Annotated in this window: 16 protein-coding genes; all 16 read right to left on the minus strand. The window is 60.3% G+C overall.

Translation table 11 applies throughout. The features are described 5' to 3' along the window. Nucleotides 1-159: 159 nt before the first annotated feature. The gene (lpxC, locus tag AC3WP4_RS15480) at nucleotides 160-1,071 is read right to left on the minus strand and encodes a UDP-3-O-acyl-N-acetylglucosamine deacetylase (RefSeq protein ID WP_008147525.1); all 912 of its coding nucleotides are present in this window, start codon (nucleotides 1,069-1,071) and stop codon (nucleotides 160-162) included. A gap of 112 nt (nucleotides 1,072-1,183) precedes the next feature. After that, the gene (gene ftsZ / locus AC3WP4_RS15485) at nucleotides 1,184-2,377 is read right to left on the minus strand and encodes a cell division protein FtsZ (RefSeq protein WP_074880059.1); all 1,194 of its coding nucleotides are present in this window, start codon (nucleotides 2,375-2,377) and stop codon (nucleotides 1,184-1,186) included. Between the two features lie 95 nt (nucleotides 2,378-2,472). Beyond that, the gene (gene ftsA, locus AC3WP4_RS15490; RefSeq protein ID WP_008147519.1) at nucleotides 2,473-3,732 is read right to left on the minus strand and encodes a cell division protein FtsA; all 1,260 of its coding nucleotides are present in this window, start codon (nucleotides 3,730-3,732) and stop codon (nucleotides 2,473-2,475) included. A 14-nt stretch (nucleotides 3,733-3,746) separates the two neighbouring features. Further along, complete coding sequence (locus tag AC3WP4_RS15495) at nucleotides 3,747-4,616, minus strand: cell division protein FtsQ/DivIB (RefSeq protein ID WP_074880062.1); 870 nt, start codon at nucleotides 4,614-4,616, stop codon at nucleotides 3,747-3,749. Nucleotides 4,617-4,620: 4 nt separating this feature from the next. Further along, nucleotides 4,621-5,577 carry a D-alanine--D-alanine ligase gene (locus tag AC3WP4_RS15500; protein ID WP_074880065.1) on the minus strand — a complete coding sequence of 319 codons (957 nt, stop codon included), beginning with the start codon at nucleotides 5,575-5,577 and terminating at the stop codon, nucleotides 4,621-4,623. After that, nucleotides 5,574-7,034: a UDP-N-acetylmuramate--L-alanine ligase gene (gene murC / locus AC3WP4_RS15505; RefSeq protein WP_074880068.1), complete on the minus strand. Its 1,461-nt coding sequence runs from the start codon at nucleotides 7,032-7,034 to the stop codon at nucleotides 5,574-5,576. The genes AC3WP4_RS15500 and murC overlap by 4 nt, the downstream gene beginning before the upstream one ends. Further along, on the minus strand, nucleotides 7,027-8,097 hold the full coding sequence (gene murG / locus AC3WP4_RS15510) for an undecaprenyldiphospho-muramoylpentapeptide beta-N-acetylglucosaminyltransferase (RefSeq protein ID WP_074880071.1): 1,071 nt from the start codon (nucleotides 8,095-8,097) through the stop codon (nucleotides 7,027-7,029). Before murG ends, murC begins: the two co-directional genes overlap by 8 nt. Beyond that, complete coding sequence (ftsW, locus tag AC3WP4_RS15515) at nucleotides 8,087-9,304, minus strand: putative lipid II flippase FtsW (RefSeq protein WP_074880076.1); 1,218 nt, start codon at nucleotides 9,302-9,304, stop codon at nucleotides 8,087-8,089. The genes murG and ftsW overlap by 11 nt, the downstream gene beginning before the upstream one ends. After that, nucleotides 9,301-10,647 (minus strand): UDP-N-acetylmuramoyl-L-alanine--D-glutamate ligase, encoded by a 1,347-nt coding sequence (gene murD / locus AC3WP4_RS15520; RefSeq protein WP_074880081.1) that lies wholly within the window; start codon nucleotides 10,645-10,647, stop codon nucleotides 9,301-9,303. The genes ftsW and murD overlap by 4 nt, the downstream gene beginning before the upstream one ends. Before the next feature lie 5 nt (nucleotides 10,648-10,652). After that, complete coding sequence (gene mraY / locus AC3WP4_RS15525; protein ID WP_008147501.1) at nucleotides 10,653-11,735, minus strand: phospho-N-acetylmuramoyl-pentapeptide-transferase; 1,083 nt, start codon at nucleotides 11,733-11,735, stop codon at nucleotides 10,653-10,655. Continuing rightward, entirely contained in the window at nucleotides 11,735-13,102 is a 1,368-nt protein-coding gene (locus AC3WP4_RS15530) for a UDP-N-acetylmuramoyl-tripeptide--D-alanyl-D-alanine ligase (protein ID WP_102615298.1), read from the minus strand. The genes mraY and AC3WP4_RS15530 overlap by 1 nt, the downstream gene beginning before the upstream one ends. Next, nucleotides 13,095-14,558 (minus strand): UDP-N-acetylmuramoyl-L-alanyl-D-glutamate--2,6-diaminopimelate ligase, encoded by a 1,464-nt coding sequence (locus AC3WP4_RS15535; protein ID WP_102615297.1) that lies wholly within the window; start codon nucleotides 14,556-14,558, stop codon nucleotides 13,095-13,097. The genes AC3WP4_RS15530 and AC3WP4_RS15535 overlap by 8 nt, the downstream gene beginning before the upstream one ends. Next, nucleotides 14,558-16,297, minus strand: coding sequence for a peptidoglycan D,D-transpeptidase FtsI family protein (locus tag AC3WP4_RS15540; protein ID WP_173860459.1), 1,740 nt, complete (start codon nucleotides 16,295-16,297; stop codon nucleotides 14,558-14,560). Before AC3WP4_RS15540 ends, AC3WP4_RS15535 begins: the two co-directional genes overlap by 1 nt. Further along, nucleotides 16,297-16,590, minus strand: a complete 294-nt coding sequence (ftsL, locus tag AC3WP4_RS15545; protein ID WP_033053422.1) for a cell division protein FtsL — start codon at nucleotides 16,588-16,590, stop codon at nucleotides 16,297-16,299. The genes AC3WP4_RS15540 and ftsL overlap by 1 nt, the downstream gene beginning before the upstream one ends. Continuing rightward, nucleotides 16,587-17,534, minus strand: coding sequence for a 16S rRNA (cytosine(1402)-N(4))-methyltransferase RsmH (gene rsmH / locus AC3WP4_RS15550; protein WP_371916899.1), 948 nt, complete (start codon nucleotides 17,532-17,534; stop codon nucleotides 16,587-16,589). The genes ftsL and rsmH overlap by 4 nt, the downstream gene beginning before the upstream one ends. Continuing rightward, entirely contained in the window at nucleotides 17,531-17,986 is a 456-nt protein-coding gene (mraZ, locus tag AC3WP4_RS15555) for a division/cell wall cluster transcriptional repressor MraZ (RefSeq protein WP_008147486.1), read from the minus strand. Before mraZ ends, rsmH begins: the two co-directional genes overlap by 4 nt. Nucleotides 17,987-18,189: the final 203 nt, after the last annotated feature.

The following is an 18,189-nucleotide window of genomic DNA, read 5'->3' on the forward strand; positions in this document are numbered from 1 at the left end:
GCTCCGCGTCCCTTTCGAGAGCTGGAACGCGGAGCGTCCCTTGAGGCATTCCCACGCGGAGCGTGGGAACGATCATCGCAATGCGTGGGAACGATCGACTTTCCAGGCATAAAAAAAGGCCACCCGAAGGTAGCCTTTAAAAACTAGAGAGGTTTTTACTTACACGGCCGCAACTGGACGCATGTAAGAGATCGGTGCAGTGCTGGCGTCTTCGAAAGTCACGACTTCCCAAGCATCTGTCTGCTCAATCAACTTGCGCAGCAGCTGGTTGTTCAATGCATGTCCGGACTTGAAGCCCTTGAACTCACCAATCAGGCTATTGCCCAGCAGGTAGAGGTCACCAATTGCATCGAGGATCTTGTGCTTCACGAATTCGTCTTCATAGCGAAGGCCGTCTTCGTTCAGTACGCCATCCGCGTCGACCACAATAGCGTTTTCAACGCTGCCGCCGAGTGCGAGGTTGTGCTTGCGCAGGTACTCGATATCACTCATGAAACCAAAGGTACGGGCGCGGCTGACTTCTTTTACAAACGAAGTGCTGGAAAAATCCACGCTTGCACTTTGTGTGCGGTTACGGAAAACCGGGTGATCGAAATCGATCTCGAAACTCACCTTGAAGCCTTCGAAAGGGACGAAAGTGGCGCGCTTGTCGCCGTCTTCCACTGTCACTTCCCGCAGGATCCGGATGAACTTCTTCGGTGCGTCCTGTTCTTCCAGGCCGGCCGATTGAATCAGGAATACGAAAGGTCCAGCGCTACCATCCATGATCGGAACTTCAGACGCGGAGAGCTCGACGTAGGCGTTATCGATGCCCAGGCCAGCCATGGCCGAGAGCAAGTGCTCCACCGTATCCACTTTGGTGTCACCACTGACCAATGTGGTCGACATCGTGGTTTCACCAACGTTTTCCGCGCGGGCAGGAATCTGCACCACAGGGTCGAGATCGGCACGAACAAACACAATGCCGGTGTCGATAGGTGCGGGCTTGAGGGTCAGGTATACCTTTTCCCCGGAGTGCAGGCCTACACCTGTAGCACGGATAATATTTTTCAGTGTGCGTTGTTTAATCATGGCTTGGGCCGCTTCAGCGCAAATTGCGAACTGGTATCAACAAAGGCTGGCGATGATAGCAGACCAGACCTTTGCTGAACACCAATCACCTTCATAGCCCTGATACATTCCATCAATCGGCCTGACGACGCAGGAAAGCCGGGATGTCCAGGTAGTCCAGATCATCTTGCGGATTCATCTTCGCGGCAGTCGCAGCACCGGCCTGAGCCTGGTTGCGCATGACGGTCGGACGGTCCAGATCACGGTAGTTCACAGCAGGCGCTTCCTGACGCGAAGACGCTTGTTGCTGCGGCTGCGAAGCCACGGACGTGTGCATGGTGTTGTCGATGACCTTTACAGGCTTCTCGATTTTTGCGCCCAAACCAGTGGCTACTACTGTTACGTGCAGCTCGTCGCGCATGTCCGGATCGATAACGGTACCGACCTTGACCATCGCGTGCTCGGAAGCGAAAGCTTCGATGATGCTACCCACGTCGGAGTACTCACCCAGGGACAGGTCAGGACCGGCGGTGATGTTCACCAGGATGCCGCGTGCACCTTGCAGGTTCACGTCTTCCAGCAATGGGTTGCGAATGGCCGCTTCGGTGGCCTCACGTGCACGGTTCGGACCGCTGGCGCAGCCAGTGCCCATCATCGCCATGCCCATTTCGCTCATCACGGTACGCACGTCGGCAAAGTCGACGTTGATCATGCCCGGACGCTTGATGATGTCGGAGATACCGCGAACGGCACCGGCCAGTACATCGTCGGCCTTGGCGAATGCGGACAGCAGGCTTGCGTCCTTGCCAAGGATGGTCAGCAGCTTCTCGTTGGGAATGGTGATCAACGAGTCGACGCTTTCAGACAGCAGACGGATGCCTTCATCGGCGATCTGCATGCGCTTGCGACCTTCGAACGGGAAAGGACGAGTCACCACCGCAACGGTGAGAATCCCCATTTCCTTGGCCACTTCAGCAATGATCGGCGCAGCACCGGTACCGGTACCACCGCCCATGCCAGTGGTGATGAACACCATATTGGTGCCCTGCAGGACTTCGGCAATGCGCTCGCGATCTTCGAGAGCGGCCTGACGACCTACTTCAGGGTTGGCGCCAGCGCCGAGACCTTTGGTCACGCCGGTGCCCAGTTGCAGGATGGTCCGCGCGCCGATGCTTTTCAGCGCTTGGGCATCAGTGTTGGCGCAGATGAATTCAACGCCTTCAATGTTGCTCTTGACCATGTGGTTGACGGCGTTGCCGCCGCCTCCGCCAACACCGATAACTTTAATAACCGGGCTTGCGGGGATGTTGTCTACGAGTTCGAACATTTTCCCTCTCCTTTCATTTCTCTAGTTTTTTCGCCTACTGCGTTTTGCTGCTTTTACCGCTTGCCGCTTGAAACTTGTCGCTTGAATCTGCTTCGTTAGAAGTTGCCTTGTACCCAGCTCTTGATGCGATCGAGCAAGGCGGCTTTCGGTTCTTCATTGCTGTAGCTGTCGCGGCTGCTGATGCCCGAGAAGGAAATCCCGTCGGACTGCTTCTGCAGGCCGTACATCAACAGGCCAACGCCAGTGGAATAAATCGGGTTGCGGACCACGTCGTCCAGGCCCTTGACGCCATGCGGCACGCCCAGGCGCACCGGCATGTGGAAGATTTCTTCGGCCAGTTCGACTGCGCCTTCCATCTTCGACGTACCACCGGTCAGCACGATGCCGGCCGGGATCAGGTCTTCGTAGCCACTGCGACGCAGTTCGGCCTGGATCAGCGTGAAGAGTTCGTCGTAACGCGGCTCGACCACTTCGGCCAAGGCCTGACGGGACAGCTCGCGCGGTGGACGGTCGCCGACACTTGGGACCTTGATGGTTTCACCGGCACCGGCCAGTTTGGCCAGGGCGCAGGCGTAGCGAATCTTGATTTCTTCGGCGTACTGGGTCGGAGTGCGCAACGCCATGGCGATGTCGTTGGTCACCTGGTCGCCCGCAATCGGGATCACTGCGGTGTGACGGATCGCGCCTTCAGTGAAGATCGCGATGTCGGTGGTGCCGCCACCGATGTCCACCAGGCACACGCCCAGCTCTTTCTCGTCGTCGGTCAGGACCGAGTAGGCCGAAGCCAGCTGCTCGAGAATGATGTCGTCGATTTCCAGGCCGCAGCGACGCACGCATTTTTCAATGTTCTGTGCGGCGTTGACGGCGCAGGTGACCACGTGAACCTTGGCTTCCAGACGTACGCCCGACATGCCCAGAGGCTCACGAACGCCTTCCTGGTTATCGATCACGTAATCCTGCGGCAGGGTGTGCAGCACGCGCTGGTCAGCCGGGATCGCTACAGCCTGGGCGGCGTCGAGCACGCGCTCGAGGTCGGCGGAGCTGACTTCGCGATCACGAATCGCCACGATGCCGTGGGAGTTCAGGCTGCGGATGTGATTGCCGGCCACGCCGACGAACGCCGAGTGAATGCGGCAACCAGCCATCAGCTGCGCCTCTTCGATCGCGCGCTGGATCGATTGCACGGTGGACTCGATGTTCACCACCACGCCTTTCTTCAGGCCACGGGACGGATGGGTACCGATCCCGACGATTTCCAGCGTGCCGTCGTCCGAGACCTCGCCGACCAGCGCCACCACTTTGGAGGTGCCGATATCGAGACCGACGATCATTTTGCCGCTTTGCACGTTTGCCATGGTCCTGCCTCTTCTTAATTCTTCGCGACAGCGGGTTGGGCTGTCGTGGGCGCTACAGGTTCCCGCCAGCCAACAGCGAGGCCGTTGGCGTAGCGCAGATCGATGCGCGCAATGTTCGTAATCTGTTCTTTAAGCGTCTTGTCATAGATGGCAATGAAACGGCGCATCTTTTCCAGCAGGTTGCCGCGTCCCAGCAACAGTTCGATTCCCGGGCCCGCGCTGCCGGCGCCGGTGGTCAGGAACCAGCTACCTCGATCGCGCAATTCCAGGCGCGCAATCGAGAAGCCCAACGGCCTGAGCATCTGGCTCAGCACCTGGTATTGCTGCATCACTTGCTGTTGGGCCCGTTGTGGGCCGAACAGCTGTGGCAAATGTTCGTAGTTCGCCAGCTCGCGCGGGGTGAACGCCTGGCCCTGGTTGTTCAACAGCGATTCATCGCCCCAACGGGCCACCGGCAGTTGTTCTTCCAGGCGGATCACCACTTGATCCGGCCACACCCGACGCACTTCGGCGTGGGCAATCCATGGCATCGTTTCCAGCTCGGTACGCATGCTCGCCAGGTCGATGGTGAAGAAGCTCGACGCCACGTACGGGGCGATCCGTTGCTGTATTGCTTGCTGGCTGATGTAACTCAGGTCGCCCTGCACGTTGATCCTGGTGATCGGCCGGTCGGCGTACGGCAACAAACGCTGCGCGCCTTCGTAAGTACCGAAACCCAGTGCGACCAGCAGCACCGGCCAGAACAGGCTTTTCAGAAAACCGAAATTGGCTTTCGGCAGGCGCGCAGACATCGGCTCTTTGGCCACCATTCGGCTGGCACCCCGCGGTACCGGCTTGCGGCCGGTCGGTGCGGAGGGCTGATGTCTCAGCTGTGCGCCTTGCATGGTCTTAACCTCGCGGCTCAATGCTTGCGGCCAGAATCGCCAGAACCAGTTGCTGGAAATCCAGACCGGCAGCACGAGCCGCCATCGGCACCAGACTGTGATCGGTCATGCCCGGTGCGGTATTGACTTCCAGAAACCAGAACTGCCCGTCGGCGTCCTGCATCACGTCAGCCCTGCCCCAACCGGCGATACCCAGCGCCTCACAGGCTTTCGCCGTGAGGTCCATCAGTTCTTTTTCTTTGTTGCTGTCCAGGCCACACGGAATCCGATACTGGGTATCGCAAGCCACGTACTTGGCGTCGTAGTCGTAGAAGCTGTGCGTCGTGCCCAGGGCAATCGGTGGCAACACCTGGTCACGCAGGGTGGCGATGGTGAACTCCGGACCTTGAATCCATTGCTCGACCAACACTTGCGAATCGTAGGTACTGGCCGCTTTCCACGCGTCGATCAACTCCGACGCGGAGGTCACTTTGGCCATCCCGATACTTGAACCTTCATGGGCCGGTTTGACGATCAAAGGGAAGCCCAGTTCCGTCGCCGCCGAAATACAATCGGCCTCGCAGCTCAGTACGGCATGGCGTGGCGTCGGAATACCGAGGCTGTGCCAGACCTGTTTGGTCCGCAGTTTGTCCATGGCCAGCGCCGAAGCAAGAATGCCGCTGCCGGTGTACGGAATACCCAGGCATTCCAGCAGGCCCTGCATGCTGCCGTCTTCACCGCCACGACCGTGGAGAATGATGAAGGCGCGATCGATTTTTTCGTTCAGCAGGCGCTGCAACAGATCATCGCCCACGTCGAGACCGAACGCGTCCACACCGGCGCTTAGCAGCGCGTCGAGAACCGCGTTACCCGACTTGAGGGAAACCTCACGCTCGGCACTCTTGCCGCCGAAGAGCACGGCGACGCGGCCGAAATCTTTCGGCGCGACAGTGGAGACGAGGTTGGCGTAAGCAGCAGTCATTTCAACTTCCCCACACTCGGCGCAGCAACGGCGCCAGCGAACAACGGACTTTTCAACAGTTTTGGAGCAAGACCACCGATGTCACCGGCGCCCTGGCACAGCAGGATGTCGCCAGCACGCAGCAGCGGCTTGACCACCGGCGCGAGATCGACACCGCGCTCGATGTAGATCGGGTCGAGCTGACCGCGCTGACGGATGCTGTTGCACAACTTGCGGCTGTCGGCGCCCGGGATCGGTTCTTCACCGGCCGGGTAGACTTCCATCAGCAACAGGACGTTGGCGTCGGCCAATACATTGACGAAATCGTCGTACAGGTCACGGGTGCGGCTGTAACGGTGCGGCTGGTAGACCATCACCAGACGGCGTTCCGGCCAGCCACCGCGCACGGCTTTGATGACCGCGGCAACTTCGGTCGGGTGGTGACCGTAGTCGTCGACCAGCATCACGCTGCCACCGTCTACCGGCAGTTCGCCGTAGACCTGGAAGCGTCGACCGACACCCTGGAACCCGGACAGGCCCTGGACGATGGCTTCATCGCTGACGCCTTCATCGGTGGCGATGCAGATGGTTGCCAGTGCATTCAACACGTTGTGGTTGCCCGGCATGTTCACCGAGACATCCAGCGGATCGCGATCAGGACGCAGCACGGTGAAGAAGGTCTGCATGCCCTGCTGACGCACATTGATCGCACGCACATCGCAGTCGTCGCCGAAGCCATAAGTCACGGTCGGACGTTTTACCAACGGCAAGATTTCACGCACCACCGGATCGTCCAGGCACACCACCGCCAGACCGTAAAACGGCAGGTTGTGGAGGAACTCGACGAAGGTTTTCTTCAGTTTATTGAAGTCACCGTCGTAGGTCGCCATGTGGTCGGCGTCGATGTTGGTGACCACGGCCACCAGCGGCTGCAAGTGCAGGAAGCTGGCGTCGCTTTCATCTGCTTCAGCGATCAGGTAACGACTGGTGCCCAGTTGGGCATTGGTGCCCGCGGCATTCAGACGGCCACCGATCACGAATGTCGGGTCCAGGCCACCGGCGGCGAACACCGAAGCGATCAGGCTGGTGGTGGTGGTTTTGCCATGGGTACCGGCGACGGCGATGCCGTGGCGGTAGCGCATCAGCTCAGCCAGCATTTCAGCGCGAGGCACCACCGGGATGCGGCGTTCCAGGGCAGTGGCGACTTCCGGGTTGGAGGTGTTCACGGCACTGGAGGTGACCAGTACGTCCGCGTTCGCGGCGTTCTCGGCGCGGTGGCCGATAAAGATCTGGGCGCCGAAGGACTCGAGACGCTCGGTCACCGGTGAAGCTTTCAGGTCGGAACCGGACACTTCATAGCCCAGGTTCAACAACACTTCGGCAATGCCGCACATGCCCACGCCGCCGATCCCGACGAAATGGATGCGACGGATGCGGCGCATTTCCGGTTGCGGCATGGCTTTCTGATTCTCAACCATGGGCCACCTCCAGGCAGGTATCGACCACGTTACGGGTTGCATCGGGTTTGGCCAGGCGGCGTGCCGCGGTAGCCATGTCGGTGAGTCGTTGTGGTTGCATCAGGACCTCTGTCAGGCGTGCGGCAAGATCCGCTGCGCCAGTCGTTCTTTGCGGCATCAGGAAGGCAGCGCCTTCACGGGCCAAATAATCGGCGTTGCGGGTCTGGTGATCGTCGATCGCGTGGGGCAAAGGCACCAGCATCGAGGGCAGACCGGCGGCGGCCAGTTCACTGATGGTCAACGCGCCTGCGCGGCACACCACCAGGTCGGCCCAGCCATAGGCTTGGGCCATGTCTTTGATGAAAGGCTGCACTTGCGCCTCGACGCCAGCCGCGCGATAGCGCTCTGCAGTCACTTCATCGTGGTTTTTGCCGGCCTGATGAAACACTTCCGGGCGCAGGTCGGGGGCGACTTGCGACAGGGCTTCAGGCAGCAACTTGTTCAACGGTTCTGCGCCCAGGCTTCCACCCAGGATCAGCAAACGCGCCTTGCGACCGGCCAGAGCCTGTCGCGGTGTTTCGAGGAACAGCTCGGTGCGCACCGGGTTACCGGTGGTCCGACGGCTGCCCGACAGAGTAAAGGTGTCGGGGAACGCTTCACAGACTCGGGCGGCCAACGGCACCAGCAACCGATTGGCGGTACCGGCTACGGCGTTCTGCTCGTGAACGATCACCGGCACACCAGCCAGTTTGGCGGCAACGCCACCGGGACCGGTCACATAACCGCCAAAGCCGACGACACACACCGGCCGCAACTGGCGAATGATCGCCCGTGCCTGCCAGATCGACTTGAGCAACATGAATGGGGCCTTGAGCAGGGACAATTTGCCCTTGCCACGCAATCCGCTGGCATTGATCCGATGCAGTTCGATGCCGGCCATCGGGACCAGTTCGTTCTCGATGCCACGCGGAGTCCCCAGCCAATGCACGGTGTAACCACGGGCCTGGAATTCGCGAGCACACGCCAGCGCCGGGAACACGTGGCCACCGGTGCCGCCCGCCATGATCAATACGTTAGCGCCCATGGGTCGGCTCCTCGGCGAAGTCACTCTCATGGAACTCCATCTCTTCGCTGCCCAAGTGGGTTCGACTTTCCCACTCGATGCGCAGCAACAAGCCGAGACAGGCACAGCAGATCACCAACGAGCTACCGCCGTAACTGAGAAACGGCAGGGTCAGACCCTTGGTTGGCAGCAGACCGACGTTCACCCCGATGTTGATCAGGAACTGACCAATCCACAGGAACGACAAGCCATACGCGATGTAGGCGGCGAAAAACTGCTTGGCCTTCTCGGCCCAATAACCGATGTACATCCCGCGAATACAAACAAAGGCGAACAGCGCTACCGTGCACAAAGAACCGACGGCACCCAGTTCTTCGGCCAGGACCGAAAACACGAAGTCGGTGTGGGCTTCCGGCAGGTAGAACTGTTTCTGCACGCTGTTGCCCAGGCCAACACCCAGCCATTCGCCGCGACCAAAAGCGATCAACGCTTGAGACAACTGATAACCGGCACCGAACTGGTCGGCCCACGGATCGGCAAAGTTGGTCAGGCGCGCCATTCGATACGGCTGCACTTGAATCAGCAACACCACCGCCCCGACCGCCAGGACAACCATCAGGGAAAAACGGAACAGCCCGACCCCGCCGAGGAACAGCATCGCCGCAGCAGCGCCCATCATCACGACAGTGGCGCCGAAGTCCGGCTCCATCAGCAACAGACCCGCCATTGGCAGCAGAACGATGAACGGCTTGAAGAAGCCCATCCAGCTTTCACGCACTTCTTTCTGACGACGCACCAGGTAGCCGGCGAGGTAGATCACCACGAACACCTTGGCGATCTCGGAAGGCTGAACGTTGAAGAAACTGAATCCGATCCAGCGCATCGAACCGTTCACTTCACGGCCGATCCCCGGGATGATCACCATCACCAGCAAACCGAACGCACCAATCAGCATCAGCCAGCCCAGGCGTTGCCAGGTGGCGATCGGAATCATCATGGTGACGATGCAGGCACCCAGGCCCAGCACCACGTAGATAAGGTGGCGAATCATGTAGTACAGCGCGCTGCCCGACTGCACAGCCGCCACTTCGGTCGATGCCGAGGCAATCATGACCAGCCCGAGGCCGATCAAGGCCAGGCAGCCGGCGAGCATAGGGAAGTCGAGGTCGATACCGCGCCCGGTGATGATCGGCGACGGGTAGGGCTTGATGATGTTCATCAGGCTCATGCCAGGTCCTCCACAGCGCGGACGAACTGGTGACCACGGTCTTCGTAATTCTTGAACATGTCGAAACTGGCGCAGGCCGGCGACAACAACACGGCGTCGCCCTTCTCTGCGATGGCGCGGCATTGCTCGACCGCTTCGATCAGCGAGTTGACGCGAATCAGTGGCACGGCATCGCCGATGGCTTGAGCGATCAGCTCGGCGTCACGCCCCATCAGCACCACGGCGCGGCAGTTGGCCGCCACCGGATCACGCAAGTCCTTGAACTCGGCACCCTTGCCATCGCCACCGGCGATCAGCACGAGTTTGCCGTCGATGTCCGCGCCCAGGCCTTCGATGGCCGCCAGTGCGGCACCGACGTTGGTGGCTTTGGAATCGTTGTAGTAGCTCACGCCATTCAGGTCACGGACCCACTGGCAGCGATGCTCGAGCCCGGCGAAGGTGCGCAGGCTCGCCAGCATCGCGTCGAACGGCAGGCCGACGGCGTGGCCCAGGGCCAATGCCGCCAAGGCGTTGGACTGGTTGTGGGCACCGCGAATTTTCAGCTCGCGCACTGGCATCAGGTTCTGGAATTCGAAGGCCAGGTACTTCTCACCGTCTTCTTCGCGGATACCGAATGCCTTGAAATCAGGCTTGCTCAAACCGAAGGTCCAGCATGGCTGGCCTTCGCCAATCAGCGGACGGCTCAAGGCATCCTGACGGTTGACCACAAACTGCCTGGCACCCCGGAAGATCCGGTGCTTGGCCAGGTGATAAGCCGGCAGGCCGCTATAGCGGTCCATGTGGTCTTCGCTGACATTGAGCACGGTCGCCACTTCGGCGTTTAGCTGATCGGTGGTCTCGAGCTGGAAGCTCGACAGTTCCATCACGTACAGCTCGACGTCGTCGCTGAGCAGGTCCAGCGCCGGCGTACCGAGGTTGCCACCGACGGCGACACGCTTGCCGGCCGCCGCAGCCATCTCGCCGACCAGTGTGGTGACGGTGCTTTTCGCGTTGGAACCGCTGATGGCGACGATCGGCGCCTTCGCGTTACGCGCGAACAACTCGATGTCACCGGACAATTTCACGCCACGGGCGGCGGCAGCCTGCAGGGCCGGGGTCGCCAGCGCCAGGCCGGGGCTCACGTAGAGCTCGTCGGCGCGGCACAGGAATTCGACGTCCAGCTCGCCACAACGCACTTCCACGTGCGGATAGTCACGCTTGAGCGTGGCCAGTTCCGGTGGATTTTCCCGCGTGTCGGCGACAGCAAACGACGTGCCCCGGTTCGCCAGGAAGCGAACCAGGGACATGCCGCTCTTGCCGAGGCCGACAACGATGCGGAAGTGGTCAGAAGCGATCAGAGACACTCGTTCTACCTCAGCTTCAGGGTGGCAAGGCCAACCAGTACGAGAATCACGGTGATGATCCAGAAACGGACGATCACACGCGGCTCGGGCCAGCCCTTGAGTTCAAAGTGGTGGTGAATCGGTGCCATGCGAAACACACGGCGACCGGTCAACTTGAAGGAGGCAACCTGGATGACGACGGACAGGGTCTCCATCACGAACACGCCGCCCATGATGAACAGAACGATTTCCTGGCGGACGATCACCGCAATAGTGCCCAGTGCCGCGCCCAGCGCCAGTGCGCCGACGTCGCCCATGAACACCTGAGCCGGATATGTGTTGAACCAGAGAAACCCGAGGCCCGCGCCGATCAAGGCGCCGCAGAACACAATCAGCTCGCCTGCGCCCGGTACATACGGGATCAACAGGTATTCAGCGAATTTCACGTTACCCGACAGGTAGCAGAAGATCCCCAACCCGCCGCCGACCATTACGGTGGGCATGATCGCCAGACCGTCGAGGCCGTCGGTCAGGTTGACCGCGTTGCTCGAGCCAACGATCACGAAGTAAGTCAGGACAATGAAACCTATGCCCAGCGGAATGCTGTGGTCCTTGAGCATCGGCAGGATCAGGGTGGTTTCTACCGGTGTCGCTGCGGTCATATAAAGGAAGATCGCCGCGCCCAGGCCGAACACCGATTGCCAGAAGTACTTCCAGCGACTCGGAAGGCCACGGGAGTTCTTCTCGATCACTTTGCGGTAATCGTCGACCCAGCCGATCGCGCCGAACAGCAAAGTCACCAGCAGCACGGTCCACACGTAACGGTTGCTCAGGTCAGCCCACAGCAAAGTGCTGACGCCGATGGACGACAGAATCAGCGCGCCGCCCATGGTCGGGGTGCCGGACTTGGACAGGTGCGATTGCGGACCGTCGTTGCGAACGGATTGACCGATCTGACGATTCTGTAACGTGCGGATCATCCACGGGCCGTAGCACAGCGACAAAACCAACGCGGTCAGCACACCGAGAATCCCGCGCAGGGTCAGGTACTGAAAGACCGCGAAGCCTTTGTAGAACTGTTGCAGATACTCCGCTAGCAGCAGCAGCATTAATGTTTCTCCAGGCTGGTCCCGCACAAAGCGGCGACGATGTTTTCCATCGCGGCGCTGCGCGAGCCCTTGATCAAAATGGTGGTGTTTGTGTCTTGCTCGGCGCCCAGGGCCTCGATCAGTTCAGCCTGCGTGCTGAAGTGAAAGGCCTGCGGACCGAAAGCGTTCACGGCGTGAGCCATCATCGGCCCGACGGCGTAAAGCGCGGAAACCTTGCCGCGGGCGTACTCGCCCACATCGCGGTGCCCCTGCTCCGCCCAATCGCCCAACTCGCCGATATCCCCGAGCACCAGAACGGTGCGGCCGGAAAAGCCGGCGAGTATATCAACGGCGGCGCACATGGAGGTGGGGTTCGCGTTATACGTGTCATCAATTACGCGCATGCCATTGCTGGCCAGTTGCGCGACGGTGCGGCCCTTGACCGGTTGCACCGCGCCCAGACCGGTGGCGATGCCGAACAGCGACACGCCCAGTGCATGGGCGGCGGCGGCGGCGGCCATGGCATTGGCGACGTTATGGGTGCCGAGCAGGTTCAGTTGAACGCGCTCAATACCTTCAGGGCTGTGCAGGTTGAAAGCCGGGCAACCGCGAGCGTCGCGGTCCAGATCGCTGGCGTAGAAATCGGCACTGACATTGCTCAGGGCGAAGGTCAGCACTTTGCGACCGGCAGCGCGGGTCTTCCAGATGTCGAACGCCTTGTCGTCAAGATTGAGAACGGCGACGCCATCGGCATCCAGCCCTTCAATAATCTCGCCCTTGGCTTCAACGATTTTTTCCGGCCCGCCGAACTCGCCGACGTGGGCGGTCCCGGCGTTGTTGAGCACGGCGACATGCGGCTTGGTCATGCCGACGGTGTAGGCAATTTCGCCAAGACGCGACGCACCCAGCTCAATCACCGCAGCGGTATGTTCCGGTGCAAGTTCGAGCAGGGTCAGCGGCACGCCGAGGTCATTGTTCAGGTTGCCACGGGTCGCCAACACCGGACCGCGCGTGCGCAGGATGCTGGCAAGCATTTCCTTGACCGTGGTCTTGCCGCTGGAACCGGTGATGGCCGCGACAGGATGGGTGTAAGCCGAACGGTTCAATGCACCGAGTTGCCCCAGCGCCTGACGCGTATCTTTGACCAGCAATTGCGGCAGTGCGCTGTCGGCGACTTCATGCTCGACCAACGCCGCCACGGCGCCTTTTGCGGCGACGTCATTGAGATAGTCATGACCATCGAAACGCGGGCCGGCCAGGGCAATAAAGAGTTGGCCTGGCTTGATCGCGCGGCTATCGATGCTGACGCCGTCGAAGCTGGCATCGGCAGAAACCAGGCGGGCATTCAGCGCGCCGGTCAGTTCGCTCAGTTTCAAGGCTTTAAGCATGGGCCACCTCCCACGCGCTCAAGGCGTGATCGGCCTCGACCAGATCGGAGAAAGCATGACGCTGGCCGTTGATTTCCTGATAGTCCTCGTGACCTTTACCGGCCAGGACAATCACGTCATCCGCCGAAGCGTTGGCGATCAATTGGGCAATCGCCTGGCGACGGCCTGCGACGAAGGTGACTTTATCCACAGCGGTAAAACCGGCGCGGATGTCGTCGAAGATCACTGCCGGGTCTTCAGTGCGCGGGTTGTCATCGGTCACCAGCACGCCGTCAGCCAGACGCTCGACCACTTCAGCCATCAGCGGACGCTTGCCGCGATCGCGATCACCACCGCAACCGAACAGGCACAGCAAACGACCTTTGGCGTGAGGACGCAGGGCCATCAAGACTTTTTCCAGTGCATCCGGTGTATGAGCGTAATCGACCACCACCAGGGGCTGAGTACCGCCGCCGAGGCGCTGCATGCGTCCGGCCGGGCCTTCGAGTTTTGGCAGGACCTTGAGAATTTCGTCTAGCGCGTAGTCAAGACCCAGCAAGGCGCCGACCGCGGCCAGCACGTTGCTCAGGTTGAAGCGACCGAGCAAGGTGCTGCGCAGATGATGCTCACCCTGCGGCGTGACCAGCGTGGCGCGCACGCCCTCGTCATCGAACTGCGCTTCACGGCAATAAAGGTAGGCCCTGGAGTCTTCCAGGCTGTAGGTGATCAAGCGCGACTCACCATCATCAGCGGCCAGTCGGCGGCCGAAATCGTCGTCGAGGTTGACCACCCGGCACTTCAAATCATTCCAGGCAAACAACTTGGCCTTGGCTTCGCCGTAGGCTTGCATGGTGCCGTGGTAATCCAGGTGATCGCGGGACAGGTTGGTCATCACCGCCACATCGAAGGCCAGTGCGGTCACGCGCCCCTGATCCAGACCGTGGGAAGAAACTTCCATGGCGACGGCTTTGGCACCGGCCTTTTTCAGGTCGGCGAGGGTTGCCTGCACGGCGATCGGGTTCGGCGTGGTGTGCAAGCCGCTTTCGAGCGCGCCGTAAAAACCGGTACCCAACGTGCCGACGATGCCGCAGTGCTGGCCGAGCAAATCCAGGGCTTGTGCAACCAACTGCGTCACGCTGGTTTTGCCGTTGGTGCCGGTCACGCCGATCAGGTTCAGGTGACGACTAGGGTCACCGTAAAAACGCCCGGCAATGTCCGACAGCTGCGCCGCCAGGCCTTTGACCGGAATCAGCGGGACATCGGTAATCGGCAATACGGTCGCGCCTTCGACTTCATACGCCACAGCGGCAGCGCCGCGTTGCAGGGCGTCGGCAATGTGCGCGCGTCCGTCGAACTTGCCGCCAGGGACGGCGAGAAACAGATCGCCTGCCCGCACGTTGCGGCTGTCCAGGGTCAGTTCGCGGATCAACAGATCGCGGCCGGCGTGGGCGAAAATCTTGTTCAAGCTCAGAGACATCAGCCTCGCCCTCCATTGGCTTTCAGCGGAACGACCGGTGCTGCGTTCGCTTGTTGAGTAGGTGTCAGGTTGTCCGGGGTGATGTTCATCAGGCGCAAGGTCCCGGACATCACTTTGCTGAACACCGGGGCCGATACCAGACCACCGAAGTAACCGGCCTTGGACGGCTCATCGATCACCACCACGATGGCATAGCGCGGATCGCTCATCGGGCCGAAGCCGGCGAACAGCGAGCGGTAGGAATTCTCGGCGTAGCCTTTGGTGCCGACCGACGTCTTGCGCGCGGTACCCGACTTGCCGCCCACGTGATACGCCGGCACTTGCGCACGGAATACACCGCGCGGGGCTTCGATCACTTGTTGCAGCATGGTTTGCATGGTCTTCGCGACAGCTTCCGGCAATACCTGTGTGGTTTGCGGTGCCTTGTCGGTTTTGATCAGGGTCAGCGGCGCGAGGCGACCGTTGTTGGCCAGGGCCGAGAAAGCGTGGACCAACTGGATCGCGGTCACGGAGATACCGTAGCCGTACGACAGCGTGGCGGTTTCAGCCTTGCGCCATTCGCGGTAGTTCGGCAGGTTGCCGACGCGCTCGCCCGGGAAGCCGAGGCCGGTGTCCTGGCCGAGGCCGACTTTTTGCGCCAGGCGGAAAATCGTTTCGCCGCCGATATCGAACGCGACTTTACTCATGCCGACGTTACTGGAGTTGATCATGATGCCGGTGAGGTCGAGCACCGGGCCTTCGGATTTGGAGACGTCCTTGATGGTGTATTTACCAATCTGCAAGGTGCCCGGATAAACCTCAACGGTATCGGTCGGCTTCCAGCGCCCGGTTTCAATCGCGGCGCTCATGGAAATCGCTTTCATGGTCGAACCCGGTTCGAACACGTCGATCATCGCGCGGTTACGCATCATCGCCGGTTGCAGGTTGCGACGGTTGTTCGGGTTGTAGGTCGGCTGGTTGACCATGGCGAGGATCTCGCCGCTCTTCACGTCCATGATCACCAGGCTGCCGGCCTTGGCGCCGTTCTCGATGATCGCATTACGCAGCTCACGGTTGGCCAGGTATTGCAGACGCAGGTCAATGGACAACGCCAAGGGCTTTCCGGCCTTGGCGTTTTTGGTGACCTGAACATCCTTGATAAGTCGGCCACGCCGATCCTTGATCACCTGCCGCTTGCCTGGAACCCCGGCCAGCCATTCGTCGTAGGCCAGCTCGACGCCTTCACGACCGTGGTCATCGATGTCGGTAAAACCGACCATATGGGCAGTGACTTCACCGGCCGGGTAGAAACGGCGGAATTCTTCGATGCCATAAACGCCCGGCACTTTCAGATCGAGCACGGACTGGCCTTGCTCGGGGGTCAGCCCGCGCACCAGGTAAATGAATTCTTTGTTGGCCTGGGCTTCGAGACGTTCGGCCAGGGCTTTCGGGTCCTGCCCCAAGGCAGCCGCCAGTGCAGGCCACTTCTCTTTGGCCGTTTGCATTTCCTTGGCATTGGCCCAAAGGGTGGTGACCGGGGTACTCACGGCCAAAGGCTCGCCGTTACGGTCGGTGATCAGACCACGGTGAGCCGGAATCGGAATATGACGAACGCTGCGCGCATCGCCCTGACCTTTAAGAAAGGCACGGTCGACCACCTGCAGATCGATAATGCGCCAGGCAATCGCCGCGACCATGACGCCGAGCAAACCCAGTACCAGGCGGAACCGCCATGGAAAGAGAGCGCCCTCGAGTTTCATCATGGCGCCACCATCTGCACTTCAGCGGCGCCAGGAATGCGCATCTTCAGTTGCTCGGTCGCCAGGACTTCGATACGGCTGTGGGCGGTCCAGGTGCTCTGTTCGAGAATCAAACGGCCCCACTCCGCTTGCGCCTTGTCGCGCACGCTCAACTCGTTGTACAGGGAGTTCAACAGTTGACGGTTCCAGTGGGCGCTATAGGAAACGCCGATGGCCGACACGAGCACGCCAATAAACAGCAGAAACATGAAAAAGCTTCCGCCGGGAAGTGGCTTGGCGAAAAGCTTGCTCACCGCAGCTTCTCCGCGACGCGCATGACGGCGCTACGGGAACGTGGGTTGGCTTTGAGTTCGGCCTCGGAGGCGGACTGCGCTTTGCCATGGATTTTGATTATTGGTTCGAAGGCGACGTGACGGACCGGCAGATTACGCGGCAGGTTGTCGGCTTCGCCTTTCACCAGTTTGCGCATGAACAGCTTGACGATGCGGTCTTCCAGCGAGTGGAAGCTGATGACCACCAGGCGGCCACCGACTTCCAGGCATTCCAGTGCGGCTTCGAGGCCGGCTTCCAGATCACCCAGTTCGTTGTTGACGTGAATACGCAAGCCCTGGAACGCACGGGTCGCCGGGTTCTTGCCCTTTTCCCATGCAGGGTTGGCGACTTTCAGGACTTCAGCCAGATCGGCAGTGCGCTCGAACGGCTTGATGTCGCGACGCTCGGCCACGGCACGGGCCATGCGGCCGGAAAAACGCTCTTCGCCGTATTGCTTGAATACACGGGCGATTTCTTCCACCGGGGCGGTGTTGACGAATTCGGCAGCGCTGATCCCGCGGGACGGATCCATGCGCATGTCCAGCGGGCCATCGTTGAGGAAACTGAAGCCGCGTTCAGGGTCATCGAGCTGCGGCGAGGACACGCCGAGGTCGAGCAAAACGCCGCTGACCTTGCCGGCCAGACCACGTTCGGCGACTTCCGAACCGAGCTCGGCAAAGCTGCGCTGCACAACGACAAAGCGGCCGTCTTCGGCCGCTAGCGTTTGCCCGGTGGCAATCGCTTGAGGATCCTTGTCGAACCCGAGTACCCGACCCTCGGGGCCGAGCTCACTGAGGATCAACCGGCTGTGTCCGCCGCGCCCGAACGTACCGTCCAGATAGCAGCCATCAGGACGTACGGCGAGAGCCTCCACGGCTTCGTCGAGCAGTACGGTGATGTGGTTAAAGCCGCTATCAATAGTCACAGGATCAAATCACGCAGTTCATCAGGCATGGCGCCCGGTTGTTGAATGGCAGCCAGGTCAGCGGCAGAAACCGCATCCCAGGCATCCTCGTCCCACAATTGGAACTTGTTCAGTTGGCCTACCAACATCGCGCGCTTATCCAACTTGGCATATTCACGAAGACGCGGCGGAACCAGAAAACGACCACTGCCATCGAGCTCGAGGTCGACGGCATTACCAATCAGTAAACGTTGCAGGCGGCGGTTCTCTTCGCGAAGCGAAGGCAGTGCGCGCAGTTTGGTTTCAATAATTTCCCACTCATCGAGGGGGTAAACACACAAACACGGATCAACGGCATCAATTGTGACGATTAACTGACCGGAACTACGCGAAACGAGCTCGTCACGGTACCGGCTCGGCATAGCGAGACGGCCCTTTGCATCGAGACTGATAGCGTTAGCTCCGCGAAACACGTCAGCGTTTCTCCAAATATTAGCGTTTTGAGCTCAAAAAACCCACTTCATGCCACTTTCCGCCACTTGCGCACACTATAGGAATGCGGCCACCGCACCGTCAAGGCGCGGATTAAAGGAAAACCCTTACAGAACTGAGATTTAGGAGCGTAAAAGGAGGGGTAGCGAGAATTTGGCGCATCATCTTGCTCAATAACTTGAAT

Source organism: Pseudomonas sp. FW305-20 (assembly GCF_058788075.1).

What these genes read in the sequence shown, in the direction of transcription:
- murG (WP_074880071.1), bottom strand. Translation starts at nt 8,097, where the DNA reads ATGGGCGCTAACGTATTGATCATGGCGGGCGGCACCGGTGGCCACGTG.
- AC3WP4_RS15540 (WP_173860459.1), bottom strand. Translation starts at nt 16,297, where the DNA reads ATGAAACTCGAGGGCGCTCTCTTTCCATGGCGGTTCCGCCTGGTACTG.
- AC3WP4_RS15530 (WP_102615298.1), bottom strand. Translation starts at nt 13,102, where the DNA reads ATGCTTAAAGCCTTGAAACTGAGCGAACTGACCGGCGCGCTGAATGCC.
- murC (WP_074880068.1), bottom strand. Translation starts at nt 7,034, where the DNA reads ATGGTTGAGAATCAGAAAGCCATGCCGCAACCGGAAATGCGCCGCATC.
- ftsA (WP_008147519.1), bottom strand. Translation starts at nt 3,732, where the DNA reads ATGGCAAACGTGCAAAGCGGCAAAATGATCGTCGGTCTCGATATCGGC.
- ftsZ (WP_074880059.1), bottom strand. Translation starts at nt 2,377, where the DNA reads ATGTTCGAACTCGTAGACAACATCCCCGCAAGCCCGGTTATTAAAGTT.
- lpxC (WP_008147525.1), bottom strand. Translation starts at nt 1,071, where the DNA reads ATGATTAAACAACGCACACTGAAAAATATTATCCGTGCTACAGGTGTA.
- mraY (WP_008147501.1), bottom strand. Translation starts at nt 11,735, where the DNA reads ATGCTGCTGCTGCTAGCGGAGTATCTGCAACAGTTCTACAAAGGCTTC.
- AC3WP4_RS15535 (WP_102615297.1), bottom strand. Translation starts at nt 14,558, where the DNA reads ATGTCTCTGAGCTTGAACAAGATTTTCGCCCACGCCGGCCGCGATCTG.
- AC3WP4_RS15495 (WP_074880062.1), bottom strand. Translation starts at nt 4,616, where the DNA reads ATGCAAGGCGCACAGCTGAGACATCAGCCCTCCGCACCGACCGGCCGC.
- ftsW (WP_074880076.1), bottom strand. Translation starts at nt 9,304, where the DNA reads ATGAGCCTGATGAACATCATCAAGCCCTACCCGTCGCCGATCATCACC.
- AC3WP4_RS15500 (WP_074880065.1), bottom strand. Translation starts at nt 5,577, where the DNA reads ATGACTGCTGCTTACGCCAACCTCGTCTCCACTGTCGCGCCGAAAGAT.